This window comes from candidate division WWE3 bacterium, from assembly GCA_026396615.1.
Classification (GTDB): domain Bacteria; phylum Patescibacteriota; class WWE3; order JAPLWK01; family JAPLWK01; genus JAPLWK01.
The window spans coordinates 18643-34363 of sequence record JAPLWK010000008.1 but is presented as its reverse complement, the minus strand read 5'-3'; the positions used below and the strand labels follow the sequence as shown (position 1 = coordinate 34363).

Genomic DNA, 15721 nt, shown 5'->3' with positions numbered 1-15721 from the left:
CTAAGTACCCGGTTCCGCCCGTCAAGGCAGGAAAGTTAGGGATATCTGAACCCCGATTTATCGGGGGAGGTTATGTCTAGCGATCAGGCTTAAGTCGTAACAAGGTAGCCCTAGGGGAATCTGGGGCTGGATCACCTCCTTTCTAGGGAGTATTTAGAATTTCGAGACGATTGAGAAGTCGCGCGATCATTTTGATTACGGACTAGCTAGAATATAGGCTCAATCCTTAGCCGAGATTCGCACTTAAGAGTATTAGTCGTTGCGCTTAAGTGAATTTAATCTAGATTTGCTCACGCAGCTAGATCGACCAGTTTTGCAGTCAGCTTAAACTGCCGAGTAATGCCCGTAAGGCATATAGTTCTTTCCACCTTTAAGACTTTATATGAATCATGCGAATTGATTCGAATTAATACGAATTATTTCGAATGTTGGTTTGAGGACGACCCATGAGTCGTCCCTACAGATCTAAAGGAGGCCTCCTGCAGATACGTGTAGGGACGGGGCATGCCCCGTCCTCGATAGATTAGTGTATAATTTCGTTTGATGGACCTGCTATCACCTAATCTGGTGCAAGCACACAAAGGAGCTCTCGCAAGAGGGCTTTTTTGTTTTTACCTTGACTTATAGTGGCAATTGGTTATAATGCGCTTGATCAAAACTAAGTAATTAAGGAGAGAGACTATGTGGCCATTTAAGGGCGTTCCAAAGAGTCTGGACGAAGATTGGTCTGGTCAGCAGGCCGAAAACGCGAAGCTGACAGGCATAATTGTCGAAAATGTAATGCAGAATATTCGTGGGGGCCGAGGCTTGGGAAGATTTTCATGCAGAGATCTTCGAAAGCACGTGTTAGCGCACCGTAATACGTACTGGGACGGGCGTGTGACTATTCAACTGGTGGTTGGAAAAAAAGATATTAGGTACCAAAATATCGCCAGCGCTGCCGTCTGTGAATTAAACATTAAATTATCAGGACATTCGTCTACAAGAGTTAGCATGATGTTCTAAAATTTTAAGGCAGGCGAAAGTTTTAATAACAATCGCCTGCTTTTTTTTGACTGACTACTTGACGAGCTTTGCGAGTCTAGTAGGCATCAATCCGCCTTTGGCGGAGATTGGTTGGTTTGTGAATGAGCTATACTAATCTCATGAAATCGTCTTCGGTTTTTGTGTGCCAGAATTGCGGCAACGAGTCTCTGCGGTGGGCTGGGCAGTGCCCAAAATGCGGTGAGTGGAATACGTTAATAGAGCAGACTAAAAGCGCTAAAGCTCCAGTAAAAGTAAAAAATAGTCGCATGGCGTCAGAATCATCGGCTCTCGCCGGGTCAACAGTTAAACTCAGCGAAGTCAAGAGCACGACTTATAATCGGATCTCAACGGGATTTGGTGAGGTGGATCGGGTCCTTGGCGGTGGGTTGCTGCCGGGGCAGGTCGTACTTCTCGCTGGCGAACCGGGGATTGGAAAGTCGACGTTGTTGATTCAAATCGCCAGTAAAATAGGGGGTTTAGTCGATAAGGGAGATAAGGGGGATATGGGTGATAGCGGCAGTGTGCTTTATGTGGCTGGGGAGGAATCGGCCAGCCAGATTGCCTCGCGGGCCAAACGGGTTGGGTCACTGTCGGAAAATATTGAAATCCTCTCGGAAACTAATGTAGACAATATTATTTCCACTCTTGAATCCCGTCAAAACTTAGGTCTTCTTATCATCGACTCCGTCCAAACGATGTGGACTTCGGAACTTTCCAGTTTTGCCGGTTCTGTCGCTCAAATCAGAGAGAGTGCGGCTCGGTTAACCGCCGCCGCCAAGCGCCTTGGGATCCCAACTGTCCTCGTTGGCCATGTTACAAAAGACGGCGATATCGCCGGTCCCAAAGTATTAGAGCACATTGTGGATACAGTTCTAAGCTTTGAAGGCGATGGCCAGCATTTTTATCGCTTGTTACGAACCACTAAAAACCGTTTTGGGGCGGTTTTTGAGGTTGGAGTTTTAGAAATGGTCGAAAAAGGTCTAAAAGAAGTCGCCAATCCCAGCGACTTATTTTTAGGGGAACGGTTGGCTAACCAGAGCGGCTCGGTGGTCACTGTCACTCTTGAAGGCGTGCGGCCACTTCTCGTCGAAATTCAAGCTTTAACGCAAAAAACCACTTTTGGTTACCCTCGTCGTACTTCATCCGGTGTTAACATTAATCGCGTCAATCTTCTACTGGCAGTACTCGAACGTCACTGTGGCGTTAAAACGTCAGACAAAGACGTTTACATTAATGTTGCTTCCGGCTTTACCGCCTCGGAACCAGCGGTTGATCTGGCAATCTGCGCGGCCGTCGCTAGTAGTGTCGCCAATAAACCAATTGACGCCAAAACGGTCGTCTTTGGTGAAGTTGGTCTTTCGGGAGAATTGCGTCAAGTGCCGCAAGCGAGCCGCCGTTTAAACGAATCCAAGAAGCTGGGATTTACCAAAAATGTGAGTAGTGATGGTTATAAGAGCGTATACAAAGCGTTGCAAAGCCTCATTCGTCATTCTGAACTTGATTCAGAATCCAGTAAATCAAATTAATTTAAATAAATTTTTAATTTTTAATTTTTAATCAATTATTAATGATTAATTTTCAAAATTTAAAATCGAATTTATTACTGGATTCCAGGTCTTGTCCCGGAATGACAAATTGGATAAAAGGTGGCATAATCAGCGCATTAATCGTTCGAATTCGAAAAAGGAGGAGAGAAAGTGCCATCAAATAACGAAAATTCTAGACGCTTTTGGGTCGTCGTGTTGCCTGTGCTGGATGTTGTTTTGCTATGGGTAGTCTTCGGCCTTATTTACCATTACCTTTTGGGTCGTGGGCTATCTGAAAGTATTGTGGTGGCGGCTCTTTTTGTAGCTGTTGTTGTCGCTCTAATTATTTCTTCGATTGGTGGCAGCGGATTAGCGTTCTACGAAGCTTTTCAGGTCATAGGCGAGGGAACGGTGTTTTGTTGTGAATTTGTCGTAATGTTATTGGTGGCGGCGTTCATGGGGACATCGTCTTTTGTGGTGATGATCTTTGGAGGTTCGTCACGTTGCCCAAATCCAGGGCCAAAGCCAAAGAAGAAAGGTTAAAGTTCGGTCGTTCTTTGGGTGGGATCGTTATGTTGATGGGGTTCCACTGTCGAATCGTAGCCGGCGCTACATCGTCCATTGGTGTAACGCTCATGCGCATTAGTTCGTAAGGACATTTTTATCTGATCCGATAAAGATGTCCTTTTTCATTTCAGCGAAACTTCAGGAATTATTAATTTTAGCGTGTTAGGATGGAGAAGTGGTTTTCCAATTTAGATTAAAGTTACTGATATTCCGCTTGGTGACTGTAACGAGTGGTTTTTTTATTGGCTTCTACATCTCTAGTAATTTATTATTTAATAATTTTCATTTGTTAAATATCCGTTATTTAGGTCCTACCATAATTGGGGGACTGCTGGCGGCGGCAATCTTTGTGTGGTTGCCGAATGCCTTTATTTATTTGCGAACATCTGTCACTAACTTTTTTACCCACTTAATCACTCAGACGATGGCCGAATTTTTTAGGGAGCAAAACCGGCGTTTAACTGAGAGTAGGGGACTGGCCGAAAAAGCTAAGGCCGAAAGGTTGGAACGGCGGAAAGTTGAAGCTTTAATGAGAGTGGCCCAAAAAGAATCACAAGCGGCCCAAAAGGCCAAGCTCGACGAGCTTTGCGGACTCTACTCAGGGATCCTTGATACGTCGGCCTTAATTGACGGCCGGATTTGGTCGATCGTCCAAAGCGGCTTTTGGGTAAATCCGTTGGTTATTCCGCAGTGCGTCATCGATGAACTGCAGCACCTGGCCGATAATAGCGATAAACTCAAGCGCGAAAGAGGGCGTTACGGCCTGTCGATTCTCAACGAACTCACCAAATATAAAGATATTCGGACCACTATTGTGAACAATATCAACGGTGCCGAGGATCATGACCCGGTCGATAAGCGCCTAGTGATTCTGGCTAAGAACCTAAAAGGGCGACTCATCACTGTCGATTTTAATCTCAACAAAGTCGCCAAAGCTCATGGCGTTAAGGTCTTAAACGTCAACGAACTGGCTAATGGACTCCGAACGGTCTTTTTTCCAGGAGAAAAACATCAAATTAAAGTTGTCAACGTTGGTAAAGACGTCACCCAAGGCGTTGGCTATCTGCAGGACGGGACGATGATCGTGATTGAAGCCGGAGCATCGCAGGTTGGGCAAGATGTAGAGATTGAGATCACTCGTAGCCTGCAAACGCAAGCTGGTAAAATGTTCTTTGGAAAAATAGCGACCCCGTAACCTCCTTGTCATTCCGGCCCCGTAGCCGGAATCTAGTAAAACAAGATGTAAAATTTCCAATATCCAATTTGGAAAGAACGTTCACCTTGCTCGCTACCAATTCTAGGCAAATTGTTGGAAATTGGCCTTTTTAGATTTACTGGATTCCAGGTCTTGTCCCGGAATGACATATTTAAAGTAATCTATCTCTCAGCATTTCCACAGCCCCACTGTTTATTATTTTAGTTATCCTTCATAAACCTATGCCCTAACCACTAAAAATCCTCTTGACGGCGGCGGTGGTTCTTATACTATTAATATCAATAGTGTCCTCTGTCCAGGATGCTTTTATTCCGCACTGCACTTAGGGCGTATGCCCCTGAGAATGGTGCGGTTCTTTAATTTCCTCCATAGCTACGAAGTAGGGAAGGTAGGTCATCTAACTTGTCATTCCAGACGCCGCGATCTGGAATCCAGTAATTGATAAATCAGATTTACTGGATTCCAGGTCTTGTCCCGGAATGACGTGGAAATGTGGAAAACTTGGCTTTGCGGGAATTGGTGGATTTGCGACGTGTGCATTTGTACCACAGGATTAACGACCTGCTCCTAATAAATCCCAAACATGCTATAGGCCGTGTCATAGTCCCTCCGGAATTCGTTGGAAATTGAAAACATGGGTAGGGAATTACGCTTAATTAATTTTGCTATTTTTTATAAAATTATCCAAAAGGTAGCTGTCATAGTTTGACCTATTTCCGAGAGAGTGGTCGAATTAATTTCCCGCATGATGGTTGTCACTTATTTTGGGGGTCATGTGATGATTATGGCGTGGTTGGTACATTATTTAGGGTAATCGGAGTTGGAGTTTGTATAAATCGAGAAGCTTTTCGGCAAATTTAAGTCTAGTTTTAGGTTCTGCTTTAAGTTCCTCTATTTGATAGGGGTGGTAAGGGGGATTAGGGAGATAAGGATTACTAGATATGAATCGGATCGCTTGATCGACGTCATCTTTGGCTAAATAGAGCGCGGCGCGATAAAGATTGCCGATTTGATCAGCTTTTTTAGATTTCTTGTCCATTTTCATTTTCTAATTCTATAACGAAATATTAATTTATGGATTATTTAGTTAGGGCGGGGCCCTCCAAAGGCGGGCAGGCATGCCCAGACACTATACTAACCGAAAATCCCAGCATCTCATAGTTGACAAAATAGATGACTTATGCTATAGTGCTTCCAGTTGAAATGGAGCTGAGAGAGTTAACTTCTTTTAGCTTAAGTCCCCTACCAGCTTAACGATTAAATAAACTCTCAAATAATTAATATAACGTTTTTACCGTTTAATATCTTCTAACTTGTAGTTAGCAGAAATTAGTTGGTAACACTTTAAGTCTTTGGCAGAGTGCCTTAGTGCTTACTGGTGGTACTTTGAAAATTGAGGAAAGTTTATTGAGAGAAACAATAGTTGACAAAATATAGATACTATGTTATAGTGTTTGCCATTGAGACACCGTCTCGAGCAAATAGGCAAATAAACTTCAAAAATCGATAGTCTTCTCCTTATCCCGATTTAGTTCTTAAAATCAATAACGATTAAGAGTTAAATTGGGATACAGGAGCACTAGCAACCTGTTAGTTAATTCAGTCAGAAAAACCTAGGAGGTTTCTATCATGGCATTAGATTTTTTGAAGAAGAATACTTCGGCTACTCAGCGTGCACTCCGTGACGCAGGCATTAAGCCTGGAGCTAACATCGACGCACAGAAAGCGGTAAGTGTTTTGCTCACCGCCGCACAAGAGTCAGCAGTTAACGCCATTTTCACCTCGACCAAAGTTCGTTTGGGCGCTGATGATCAGGGCAAACTACGGTTGATGTTGAGCAAGTACATCGATCCGGTGCAGGCTTTGGACGACGCTCACAAGGCAGAAATGCAGAAGAACAACGCCGAGCTCATTGCTCAGATGCGCGTTGAACTCGCAGGATTGCAAGCGCAAGCCCCGGCAGCCGGACCATCGGTTGACATCCAGGCGATTTTGGCAGCACAAGCCGCTCAGAATCAGCTGATGATGCAGCAAATGATGGGCATGGTGGCAGCAGCAATGAGTGGACGTGCACCAGCACCGGCACCCGCTGCTCCTATCGCCCCAGCCGCAACCACCACGACCACGACCACCACGGCGCCCGCTTTGGCACCTGTCGTCGCGCCTGCGAACGTTGTGATCGAACCGAGTGACGAAGCCTAAAGGTTTAAAAACCCATCGCTTAGTCACGTTAAGGCCAATGAAGAAGAATTTAATTCTCTCTCCATTGGCCTTGTTTGTTTTTAGGAGGATAGATGCTATATCCAAATCGTAAACTGGGTTTACGGGTTGAGTTACTTGATAAACTTCCTAATTTCAGCAGTTGGCATCGTTTGGGGATTGGTGGTGAGGGTGAGGTTTTTGCTTCCTCTTGCAACTCTCCGAACGGTTGGAAAGACGTGGCAGTTAAGATTTTTCACCAACCAAAGCCTACAGGAAGTTTTGAGGAGCAGCTCTTTGCGTTAACTACACCGGCAATGATCGTGGCCACTAACGCTCGTTGGGCCAACAAGATCTACGGTCGGAACGCATTACTGGAGCTACTCAATACAGCACAGGAGCAGTTGGAAAACATGGGGATTGGTAGCGATTATCAACTGGAGAGCTTACAACGCTCCTATGTCGATTTTCGTAAAATTAATCTTAGTGGGTTCACAACACTCGTTCGGCACTCCTTTGAAGAGAGGGGGTTGCCAATTCCGGAGGAATTGCAAGGTAGTAGGTTGCTTACTCTCCCAAATGATTACCAAGGTGGCCTCGCTTCGTATATCAACACTTTAGTTGGTTATGTGGCGAATCGCTGGCCAGTACTTGGCTTTCCGTGCCGAGTTTTTCCAAAGATCCCGTTCTTTGGGATCATTGACGACAAGGTTTCGGGACCGTTGAGCGACTTTATCGGTCGGATGTTTTTGGTTATGGACTTTGTTCCCAACAGTTTGCAAAAGTTGCTGCTTAAAGGTTACGAAGATCACATGAACCGCTACCGAGGAGTAGAAGATCAAGCAACAATTCTACGTGGTATTGCTTACTACGTTAGTCAGCACTGCCCAATTACTAAGTTGCAGAATGTTAAAACAATGCTTAAAGTGCTTGGTTCTTTAGACATTTGCTTCGCTGACTTAAAGCCCGAAAATATCGGACTTACGTCTAGTGGGGAAATTGTTCTTCTGGACTCTGGCTCCAGCATTATCAAAGGCGCTCGTCAGGATTTTGCTACAGTAGATTACCTTCCTAATGAGGAGACTCTTTTGGAGGGGCGTTTACGCAATTTTCGTGAGGAGTACGCTAAGGGTGAATTAACCGGACATCCCTGGTTAGATCTTAAAGCCTTTGATACGATCGTTACGGATGCCGTGATGGGTGGAGCAATGGCAACCTTTGAGGCTTCTAAGCGTGCTGCCTCGGAAAAGATTAGTGAGCGTCAGTCTCGGCTAACGGCTAGAGCACTGAAGGCTGTTCACAAGTAGGAGTTAGAAATGGCAGATAAAAGTTCGAAAGAGCAAGCTGGTAAATTAACTACTATTCAAGTTCCCAGCTCGCTATTACGTGGAAATGGATCGATATTGAAGGTACCTGATTTTACTGTCACCACTAACTTCGACGTTGGTGAGGCTGGGATTTCGGCCCTTCAGTTGCATAAGACTGTTCCCAGTTACGGCTTTAGTTCATTTAAGCGGCCGGTAGCTCGGGAAGATCTAGCAGGCGGTGTGGCTTGGGTAGCAGTATACGATTATGCTACAAAACCACAGCCGTTTCGCGTGGTTCAGATTTACCGCCCCGCAGTCGGTAAACATCATATACCTGGTGATTGCCAAGCGGCGATTGTTATGGAAGACACCGCTTCTGGCGATATTACATTTGGCGGGATCATTGCTGACGGCAATTCCAATATCTGGTTGCCTGAAGGCCACGAACCGCAAGGAGTAAAAATTATCCAGCGCAAGAGTAAGAAGGTTCTTATTGGAGCAGCTGGTAGCCCACAGTATGCGGAAGTACTTGCTCGAAATGCGCCGCGACTAGTGTGGATGGACGAAACGTTGGTGGCTGATTTTGTGCTGACGCATGTTGATCGTAATCCCGATTACATTAATGTTTTGGGGGGAACGACTGGCCAGATGTTAACAGCACGGATGTCGACTCGAAAGCCCGGTGAAATGCAGCTTAGCTGTTTATGCTTAGGCGCTACGAGTGATCTGGGTTCACTGGCGATTCCGAGTACTAAAGGTGAAGCACAGGTTATTGGACTTCGAGGTAATGATCAAGATGTATCGTTTCAGGGAAAATTACTTGGTTATGACTCGAAGAATTTGGTAAAAACTCTGGAAGCGGATATGCGACCGATTGGAGTGCTTGCGATGACCTGCGATGGTTTTCGTGTACCGCCTCAGACGATTGGCAAACTGTCGTTACTAGAGGTTTTACAGCGGCCGGCTGATGCTGTAGTAAGGGGATTTAAAGATGATGTAAGTTGGTTTGAAGGTGCGCGTGGTGATAAAAGCTACGACCCCGAAGATGACGGATCAATCTTTTTTTTAGTCCCAATGCCTGTCGTTGAAGAACCAGTAGTTGCAGCAACAGCAGTTACGGTCGAAGAGAGCGACCCCGAGATTTATGTACCTGAAGCTGTTATTGCTCAAACAATCGAAGCAAACTTAACAGAAACTAAAGTTGAGTCAGTACCGCCAACGCTTTCGGCAAATGAACTGGCAGCTTTGGAGACGCTTGGTAAATACAGTGGAATCAGCGCTGCAAATTTAATGACATGCTGAACTAGTGCCTCCCAAGCCCTTATTGTCATATAAATCTACGTAACCCGTAGTTTGACAATAAGGGCTTTTTCTGTTATAATAGCGTCACGGTTACAAATAGACAAATATAAGTTCAATAGGAGACGAGAAAATGAATCGATATGATCCAGTGAAAGTTCTGTTGTTCGTGGTCGCGATAATCTTGGCATGCCTGTTCTTTACAGGAGCTGGAATGTCTATCGCAAAGAATGGTCCAGAGTTGGCGAGTAACGTCGGCACGTTTGTTTCGCAGACGTTCCCTGGCGTGTTCAAGCCAGCAGCGGCGGTACCGGCACCTGCGGCCCCTACAGTATCGTTGGAATTCGACATGTCAGCCACGGTCCCCGTTGGTACCGTGCAAGTTAACATGCGGTCCACCGGTACTGGCCCCCTTACCGTGACATTAGATTACGGTGATGGTTCGAAAGAGGTACGTTCGGTTGTTTCCGGTTCGATGTCGTTGTCTCACCACTACAGCACCGCTGGTACGTTCAACGTTAGTGCATACGTCGTGGACTCGGCTAAAAATGCGGGCATTGCCAATTTGGCGGTGACGATTGCGGCAGCGGTTGCGGCAGAAAAGCCAGCGCCTGCGCCGACACCCGCATCAGCGGTGACAGCTGTGGCAGCCGGGCCGTACTCGTTGTCATACTCGACGTGGACGAACGAGATGGTCGACAATGGCGTTTTCAGTGGTCAGTACGATATGGTGGTGTACACAGATACCGCGGGGTTGAAGTGGTACATCATCAATCGGCCAGATAAGCGTCAGGACCCGTCTTGTACTTGGAGTACTGATTTCCAATCTACAAAGTCGGGCAGCGTGACTGTTCTGGCCCCCAATTGCGGACTGATCCGCTTCTCGGGCACAGGCGTATTCACGCTGACGTTGCGTGGCGACACAGCCGGTTACGAGGCGCATCGGAAGTCGTACACGGCCAAAGATTCACCGGGATTGGTGGCTTGGGTCGGTGGTGGCGGTCCGGGATTGGTAAAGATGACGGTACTTTACGCAAGTGATAAGGTACAGGGCGTCGATACCGATCTTTCAATTGGGAATCACGGCGTTGGCATTCATTGCACTCCCACAAAAGACAATGGGATCTGCAACGAGCCGCCGGTGATTTTGCGCTTTGACCTCAACAACTCCAGTTTCGTTGACGTTGAGATTGGAGTGGTCGGTTGGAGTGCGCAGGATAAGGACTGGGTCCAACCCAAGTACCTCGACTTCGCCGGCAAAGGTTAGATAATCTAGGATCATGACGAAAAGAAAGCGCAAATGAGGCCACTTTTCGTCGTGATCAAATAGTTAGCAAGGGCCAGATAAGCAATGTTTAACAAAACAAAGCTCGTCTGGCCCTTTTTCGTTTCTTAAGCTACGATTGAGGCATGCGAATCCTGGCCATTCACGCCTTCTTTTACCCCCATCGCGGCGGTAGCGAACGTTACCTGGAAGAACTGCTAGCCCGTACTGTCGCCAGTCACTCAGACACCGAGGTTCACGTCCTCACCTATAACACCGACCACGCCGCACCCTCTGAAATTTATCGTGGTCTCCATATCACCCGTATCCCGTGTATCCAACTTATTCCCGGCCAATTCGTGATTGCCAATCCTTTCTTCTTAATTCCCGCCTTATTAAAATTTTCCCAGCTTCATTTCGATTTTGTAATTTCCTCGGTCTTCTTTTTTGATTACGCTTGGTGGGCTTGGGCTTATGCCCGTCTCATCAAGGCTAAAAGCCTGCACTTTGAGCACGCCTCTGGCTTCACCCCGCACGCCTCAAAGTTAGTAACAATAGCGTCAAAGCTGATCGCAAGGACTATTGGGGCTTGGAGTTTACGTCACTACGATAGTGTGGTGGCCATAAGTGCGGTTAACAAAGCCTTTGTGGAGAGCCTGGGGGTTAAGGTAGTGGCCGAAATTCCTAACAGTGTTGACGCCGCCAGCTTTAGTGCTGCTTTGGGGATGGGGGCGCGGGTCATTCCCAAAATAGAAATTACACTGCCGGCTGGGGCCACTGTGATTACTTTCCTGGGGCGGCTAACCTGGCTTAAGGGGGTACTAAATGTGTACGAAACAGCCAAAGAGGTCTTACTAAGCCAGAAGAATGTCTATTTTATTTTAGCGGGTAGTGGTGATTTAGAGTCTTCATTACAGGCAAAGATTAAGGTCGATGGCATGGGTGATCATGTTTTTTTAACTGGTGACCTTAATTACGCTCAAGTTAAGCAGCTGTTTGCTATTAGTGATATTTTTGTGAATCCCTCGTGGCGCGATACCCTACCTACCACTGTATTGGAGGCCGGAGCGGCGGGACTGGCTGTTATTGCCTCTCGCGTGGGGGCGATCCCTGCGATCATTGTGGACGGCTACAGTGGCCTTCTGGTGACCCCCGGTAGCCAAACGGACCTTGATCAGGCTGTCAACTGGTTCTTGGCCCATCCTGCTAAGCGGACCGAATTCGGTCGAAATTTACGACTTCATGTCCAGTCTAACTATGATTGGGAAAAGTCGGCGACTAGTTTTTACGAGCTGCTGCTGAAGCAAAGATAACCATACTGCCGTTTCTAAAAATTTCAGAAAGAAGCGGGTTATTGGTACTAAATTTTTCAATAAACGCTTTGTCGTTGTCGGTTAGATCAGTCGGCCCCCAAATGTTGACAGTCACGTCAACCGCTTGATCACGAGGCAGGGCCCGCCATTTAAAGAAACGACCACTTAAAGCCAGTAAAGTTTTTGGTTGGGCTGACCAAGTGGATTCGGCGTTTAGACTTATTAATGACTGCCGGACTTGGTCACTGGCAAAAACGCCGCCAGGCGAGGGGCAAGTCGATAAGGCTTCGAGGATTCCCATGGTGGCCGGGTCGCTGAGGACTGTCATAGTTTCTTTATTACAGACATTTTTATTTAAGAAAGCGGCAGCTTCATTTTCGGTTGGAGAAATTTGGGTAGCGGTGCCGTGGTACCAAAGAACATCTTTATAAACCCAGCCGTTTATTATCAGAAGGACTAAAAAGCTAACAATAATAATTGCCAAGGCTGCGATTTTTAAATAAGTTTTTTTAAGCCTGTCAATAAAAAACGAAATTCCGGAGGCCAAAACTAAATTTACCAAAAAGCCACCAACTGCGAAAAACTTTAAAGAATATGGCACGTTAGCCAGTATTAGTACTATCAAAGGTAAGAGAGCGGCTAGGATTAAGATCCCGTGCGTTCTTTTTATTATCAGATAGAGTCCAATTAGACCAAAAACCGGCAAGCTGTAGCCGTACCACTGGGTTAGCAAAGTCAATTTTTGAATTAGTGAGTATTGATACGAAAAGCTTTCAACACTCTTCAGAATGTTTAAGCTAACCAGGTTTTGACTAACAGCGACAACAGCGATTCCCGTGATCAACTCAATTATCAGCAAAAACTTCCCAAATCTTTGCCATCGCCAAATTAGCCACATATTTATGGCGATGACAAGAGACAAGGCCCCAATTACATAGTGGATCAGAATAGTCATCATAAGTAGCAGAAGCAGTGACCACAGCAACTCTTTTCGGTGGGGCTCGGTTAAATAGTGATACAGTTCGGCTAGAACGTAGATGCCAAGGACCGCTGCGAAAGTTTGAGGAATGAGCACGAAGGGTAAATAACTCATAGAACTTTGAAAGACTAAGCCGCTGATTATGGCCGTTATCACTGAAATACTTAAGCGCTTCGTAAATTTGTAGGCAACTGCAGCGCTCGTCGTTACTACTAAGACGACTTGCAAAAACTCCAGTATCCACCATAGTCCTTGGCTTTGGGGTGCCGTCACGTCAAATACCAGCTCCGTAAAGGCGACTAAAGCGTGGAAAGTGGGCGGATAACTATTAGTTAAAAACGCCGCTGACATTTTAGAAGTTAGGAAGTTAATTTGATTATTGATGACATGATTAATCAACGTTTGGTGCTCTAAAAAGTCCCAGGTAAGAGTACTAGGGTAGGGGCTGTCACTTCTCCAGATAAATAGTGCTAACAATGACACGCCGATGATCACTGGTACTAAAATTCCCAAATGACGGCGATTAAGGTTACGAATCTGTGGTCTAAATTTTATGATTTGCCATAGACTGCAGATTAAAGCGACGGCGGCGATTACTCGCGTCGCCATTTGAAACGTTAGCGCGTCGTATCCTGTAACTTTAGTGATCGCTTGGTAAACGAAGAAAAAGCTAAAAATGAACAAGGCGCCAACGACCCACTTGGTTGTTAAGAGCCAGTTGCGCCGAAACTTATAGAATGGCAAAGTCAAAACATTTCCGATTAAAAACGGAAACATGAAGAAGCCAACGGCGGCTAAAAAGTTTTGCACTAAATTAATCATAAATATCTAAATCCCAGGTAATGTCTACACCCTTTTGAGGCTCAGGAAAGGCTCTAGTAACCTCGAGTAGTTTATAATCAAAGTCGATTGTTACTTTATCAAATGGCGAAACGGGTATTCCTATAGAACCTCGCTCCCGAGGGTTCTTAATCATAATGTAGCCAGGGCTAGAGAGAATCATTTTTCCCGAAGCGCTAGCTGAAATATCAGAAAGATTCTGTAAATTAGCTCCCACAGAAATTCGATCATCTTTATTAAATATTAACGTATTTCCAAAGCCGTACACCGGCTCCGAAAAACCGCTAATAACTTTGTGAATAGTAATTTCTTCTAGCGAGCTATTTAGAACTAGACGATAATTAACCTGGTAGTCCCCAAGCGATTTCTGATAAATAATTGGAAGGGGGAGCCCGAGTTTTGAGGAAACTAATTCCCAAGTCCGGTAAAGACCGGATGACTGCTTAATAAATTCCTCATTTCGAATGTCGGTGGGGCCGGAAATGACTTTTCGGAGAACTGTCCCTCCAGTTTTAAAGAGCACAAAGTCGTCATACGGTGAAATTTTATAGTAAGCCGGTTTAATTCCGGTCGTGTACAGCGAAATGTCGTAGGGGAAGGAGGCCGCAAAGAAAGGTCCAACAGAGATCTTAGGGACGATATAGGGGCTTTTAAGCACCACTCCGAGTCCTAGGAGGCACGTTATGCTAAGAAGAGCTAAATAGAGCAAGTCTTTTTTCATCTATCTTATTCTAGTCTAAAAACGCCTAAAAACAAAAAGCAGCCGCGTTTGGCGACTGCTTTCAGTTCTGGCTTATGATCTCAATCTTAAGCAGATTTCTTCTTCAGACTTACCCCAACCGCCCCTAAAGCTAAGCTGATCACAGTCATAGCGAAGGTTACCTCAGGACCTGTCTCAGGAAGGCGCGGGGTGGTCACGGTGCAACGAGCGTTAATGCTAGCGCTATCCCGATCCAACTCGTTACTTCCAGACTTGAAAATAGCGATGTTGGTAAGATCACCACAGGACGTTTTAGTGATTACTTGAGTCATTTCGGCCGTGTAATCGACTTCTTTCCAACCGGTGTCGGCCTTTAAAGTTCCAACGTCAAAGGTCACAGTATTGTCACCTTTTTCGTAGTTACCGTCACCACTCTGCCAAACCATTCCGGTGGGAAGCCGGTCAACAATGCTAACACTAGTTAGGTCCTGATTACCGTTATTTCGGTAAAATATCCGGTACTTAACTAAGTCTCCGGTCACAAACGTATGATCAGAGGCCGCAACGTTGTCCTGCCAATTCCCATTGACGGAATTTAGAACTTGCTTGTTAATAGCAGCCCCAGTCGCCCCAGTGACACCACCACCGTAGTCAGCTGCAAAGGCACTCTTGTTGGCGAGAAAGGCCAAAACTAAGATTCCCATAGCTAAACCTGCAACTTTTGCCACCTTTGAACTTGTAATTTTTTGGTTCATAATTTTTGCCACAGCGATACTTGTGGCGATGTTCACCTCCTTCCAACGCCTGTTTACGATATACATTAAGTGCGTAATACCAGTTTTCCAAATAATTTGCTTACTATTTCCAGCGATCCGCGCTTTAGTATTGATTCGAAACTCTCCGTACTTAATATCTGGGTTAGTCATGGCGCTAATCTTAATTTCCGGTGACAGATTCCAATCCCCTTCACGGAGATTAAGGCTTCCAGTGATGCTTTTCTTAAAAACCCACATCCCACTTAAGATATCCGCTGATAATTTTCCAAACAGAATTCCCGGGACAATGTTTAAAACATGAACCCCGATTTGCCGGATTAGAGGCATTTCCGAGAGATTCTTAACCGGAAAGCGGGTACAGTTAACGAAATCAAGCCGTTTATCTTGCAGGTACTTAATGACCTCTGGAACCTGAGCTACTGGGCAACTACCGTCACCGTCAATAGTGGCAACCAGGTCGCCAGTCGCAGCGGCGATACCAGTCATTAAAGCAAACCCATAACCGATACCATTCAGAGTCCGGTCATCCACTAAAACCTTGGCTCCGGCCGCTGTAGCGATCGCAACAGTGTTATCGGTAGAGCAGTTACTAACGACGATTACTTCATCGCCGTACTTTAGAGCGGAGCCCACAATACGGGCGATACTGCCCTCTTCATTACGGCACGGAATAACGATCGAGACACGCTTATCTAAAATCATAGGTCGT

General features: G+C 45.7%; 13 protein-coding genes. 9 read left to right on the top strand and 4 right to left on the bottom strand.

The features are described from left to right. Positions 1 to 681 precede the first annotated feature (681 nt). The 4 genes from NT141_01695 (at position 682) to NT141_01680 (ending at position 4314) form a co-directional block, all read left to right on the top strand. Complete coding sequence (locus tag NT141_01695) at positions 682 to 1005, top strand: hypothetical protein (GenBank protein MCX6783764.1); 324 nt, start codon at positions 682 to 684, stop codon at positions 1003 to 1005. A gap of 140 nt (positions 1006 to 1145) precedes the next feature. Further along, positions 1146 to 2552, top strand: coding sequence for a DNA repair protein RadA (gene radA, locus NT141_01690; GenBank protein ID MCX6783763.1), 1407 nt, complete (start codon positions 1146 to 1148; stop codon positions 2550 to 2552). Positions 2553 to 2723: 171 nt separating this feature from the next. Then, on the top strand, positions 2724 to 3095 hold the full coding sequence (locus NT141_01685) for a hypothetical protein (GenBank protein ID MCX6783762.1): 372 nt from the start codon (positions 2724 to 2726) through the stop codon (positions 3093 to 3095). A 241-nt stretch (positions 3096 to 3336) separates the two neighbouring features. Then, entirely contained in the window at positions 3337 to 4314 is a 978-nt protein-coding gene (locus NT141_01680; protein MCX6783761.1) for a PIN domain-containing protein, read from the top strand. A gap of 826 nt (positions 4315 to 5140) precedes the next feature. Here NT141_01680 and NT141_01675 read toward each other — a convergent pair. Continuing rightward, entirely contained in the window at positions 5141 to 5380 is a 240-nt protein-coding gene (locus NT141_01675; GenBank protein ID MCX6783760.1) for a hypothetical protein, read from the bottom strand. Between the two features lie 584 nt (positions 5381 to 5964). Between NT141_01675 and NT141_01670 the strand changes: the two genes are divergently transcribed. The 5 genes from NT141_01670 to NT141_01650 all read left to right on the top strand — a co-directional run bounded on the left by NT141_01670 (position 5965) and on the right by NT141_01650 (position 11717). Continuing rightward, complete coding sequence (locus NT141_01670; protein ID MCX6783759.1) at positions 5965 to 6537, top strand: hypothetical protein; 573 nt, start codon at positions 5965 to 5967, stop codon at positions 6535 to 6537. A gap of 92 nt (positions 6538 to 6629) precedes the next feature. After that, entirely contained in the window at positions 6630 to 7841 is a 1212-nt protein-coding gene (locus NT141_01665; GenBank protein MCX6783758.1) for a hypothetical protein, read from the top strand. Positions 7842 to 7850: 9 nt separating this feature from the next. Further along, positions 7851 to 9143 (top strand): hypothetical protein, encoded by a 1293-nt coding sequence (locus NT141_01660; protein ID MCX6783757.1) that lies wholly within the window; start codon positions 7851 to 7853, stop codon positions 9141 to 9143. 211 nt (positions 9144 to 9354) lie between these two features. Beyond that, entirely contained in the window at positions 9355 to 10407 is a 1053-nt protein-coding gene (locus tag NT141_01655; protein MCX6783756.1) for a hypothetical protein, read from the top strand. Positions 10408 to 10550: 143 nt separating this feature from the next. Then, positions 10551 to 11717: a glycosyltransferase family 4 protein gene (locus NT141_01650; GenBank protein ID MCX6783755.1), complete on the top strand. Its 1167-nt coding sequence runs from the start codon at positions 10551 to 10553 to the stop codon at positions 11715 to 11717. Here the strand turns inward: NT141_01650 and NT141_01645 are convergent. The 3 genes from NT141_01645 to NT141_01635 form a co-directional block, all read right to left on the bottom strand. Next, positions 11683 to 13518 carry a hypothetical protein gene (locus NT141_01645; protein ID MCX6783754.1) on the bottom strand — a complete coding sequence of 612 codons (1836 nt, stop codon included), beginning with the start codon at positions 13516 to 13518 and terminating at the stop codon, positions 11683 to 11685. The two genes, NT141_01650 and NT141_01645, sit on opposite strands and share 35 nt — an antisense overlap. Beyond that, positions 13511 to 14257, bottom strand: a complete 747-nt coding sequence (locus NT141_01640; protein MCX6783753.1) for a hypothetical protein — start codon at positions 14255 to 14257, stop codon at positions 13511 to 13513. Before NT141_01640 ends, NT141_01645 begins: the two co-directional genes overlap by 8 nt. A gap of 86 nt (positions 14258 to 14343) precedes the next feature. Next, entirely contained in the window at positions 14344 to 15714 is a 1371-nt protein-coding gene (locus NT141_01635) for a glycosyltransferase (GenBank protein ID MCX6783752.1), read from the bottom strand. Positions 15715 to 15721: the final 7 nt, after the last annotated feature.

Excerpts from the sequence above, each read along its gene's own strand:
- NT141_01695 (MCX6783764.1), top strand. The coding sequence starts at position 682 with ATGTGGCCATTTAAGGGCGTTCCAAAGAGTCTGGACGAAGATTGGTCT.
- radA (MCX6783763.1), top strand. The coding sequence starts at position 1,146 with ATGAAATCGTCTTCGGTTTTTGTGTGCCAGAATTGCGGCAACGAGTCT.
- NT141_01675 (MCX6783760.1), bottom strand. The coding sequence starts at position 5,380 with ATGAAAATGGACAAGAAATCTAAAAAAGCTGATCAAATCGGCAATCTT.
- NT141_01670 (MCX6783759.1), top strand. The coding sequence starts at position 5,965 with ATGGCATTAGATTTTTTGAAGAAGAATACTTCGGCTACTCAGCGTGCA.
- NT141_01665 (MCX6783758.1), top strand. The coding sequence starts at position 6,630 with ATGCTATATCCAAATCGTAAACTGGGTTTACGGGTTGAGTTACTTGAT.
- NT141_01660 (MCX6783757.1), top strand. The coding sequence starts at position 7,851 with ATGGCAGATAAAAGTTCGAAAGAGCAAGCTGGTAAATTAACTACTATT.
- NT141_01655 (MCX6783756.1), top strand. The coding sequence starts at position 9,355 with ATGTCTATCGCAAAGAATGGTCCAGAGTTGGCGAGTAACGTCGGCACG.
- NT141_01650 (MCX6783755.1), top strand. The coding sequence starts at position 10,551 with ATGCGAATCCTGGCCATTCACGCCTTCTTTTACCCCCATCGCGGCGGT.
- NT141_01645 (MCX6783754.1), bottom strand. The coding sequence starts at position 13,518 with ATGATTAATTTAGTGCAAAACTTTTTAGCCGCCGTTGGCTTCTTCATG.
- NT141_01640 (MCX6783753.1), bottom strand. The coding sequence starts at position 14,257 with ATGAAAAAAGACTTGCTCTATTTAGCTCTTCTTAGCATAACGTGCCTC.
- NT141_01635 (MCX6783752.1), bottom strand. The coding sequence starts at position 15,714 with ATGATTTTAGATAAGCGTGTCTCGATCGTTATTCCGTGCCGTAATGAA.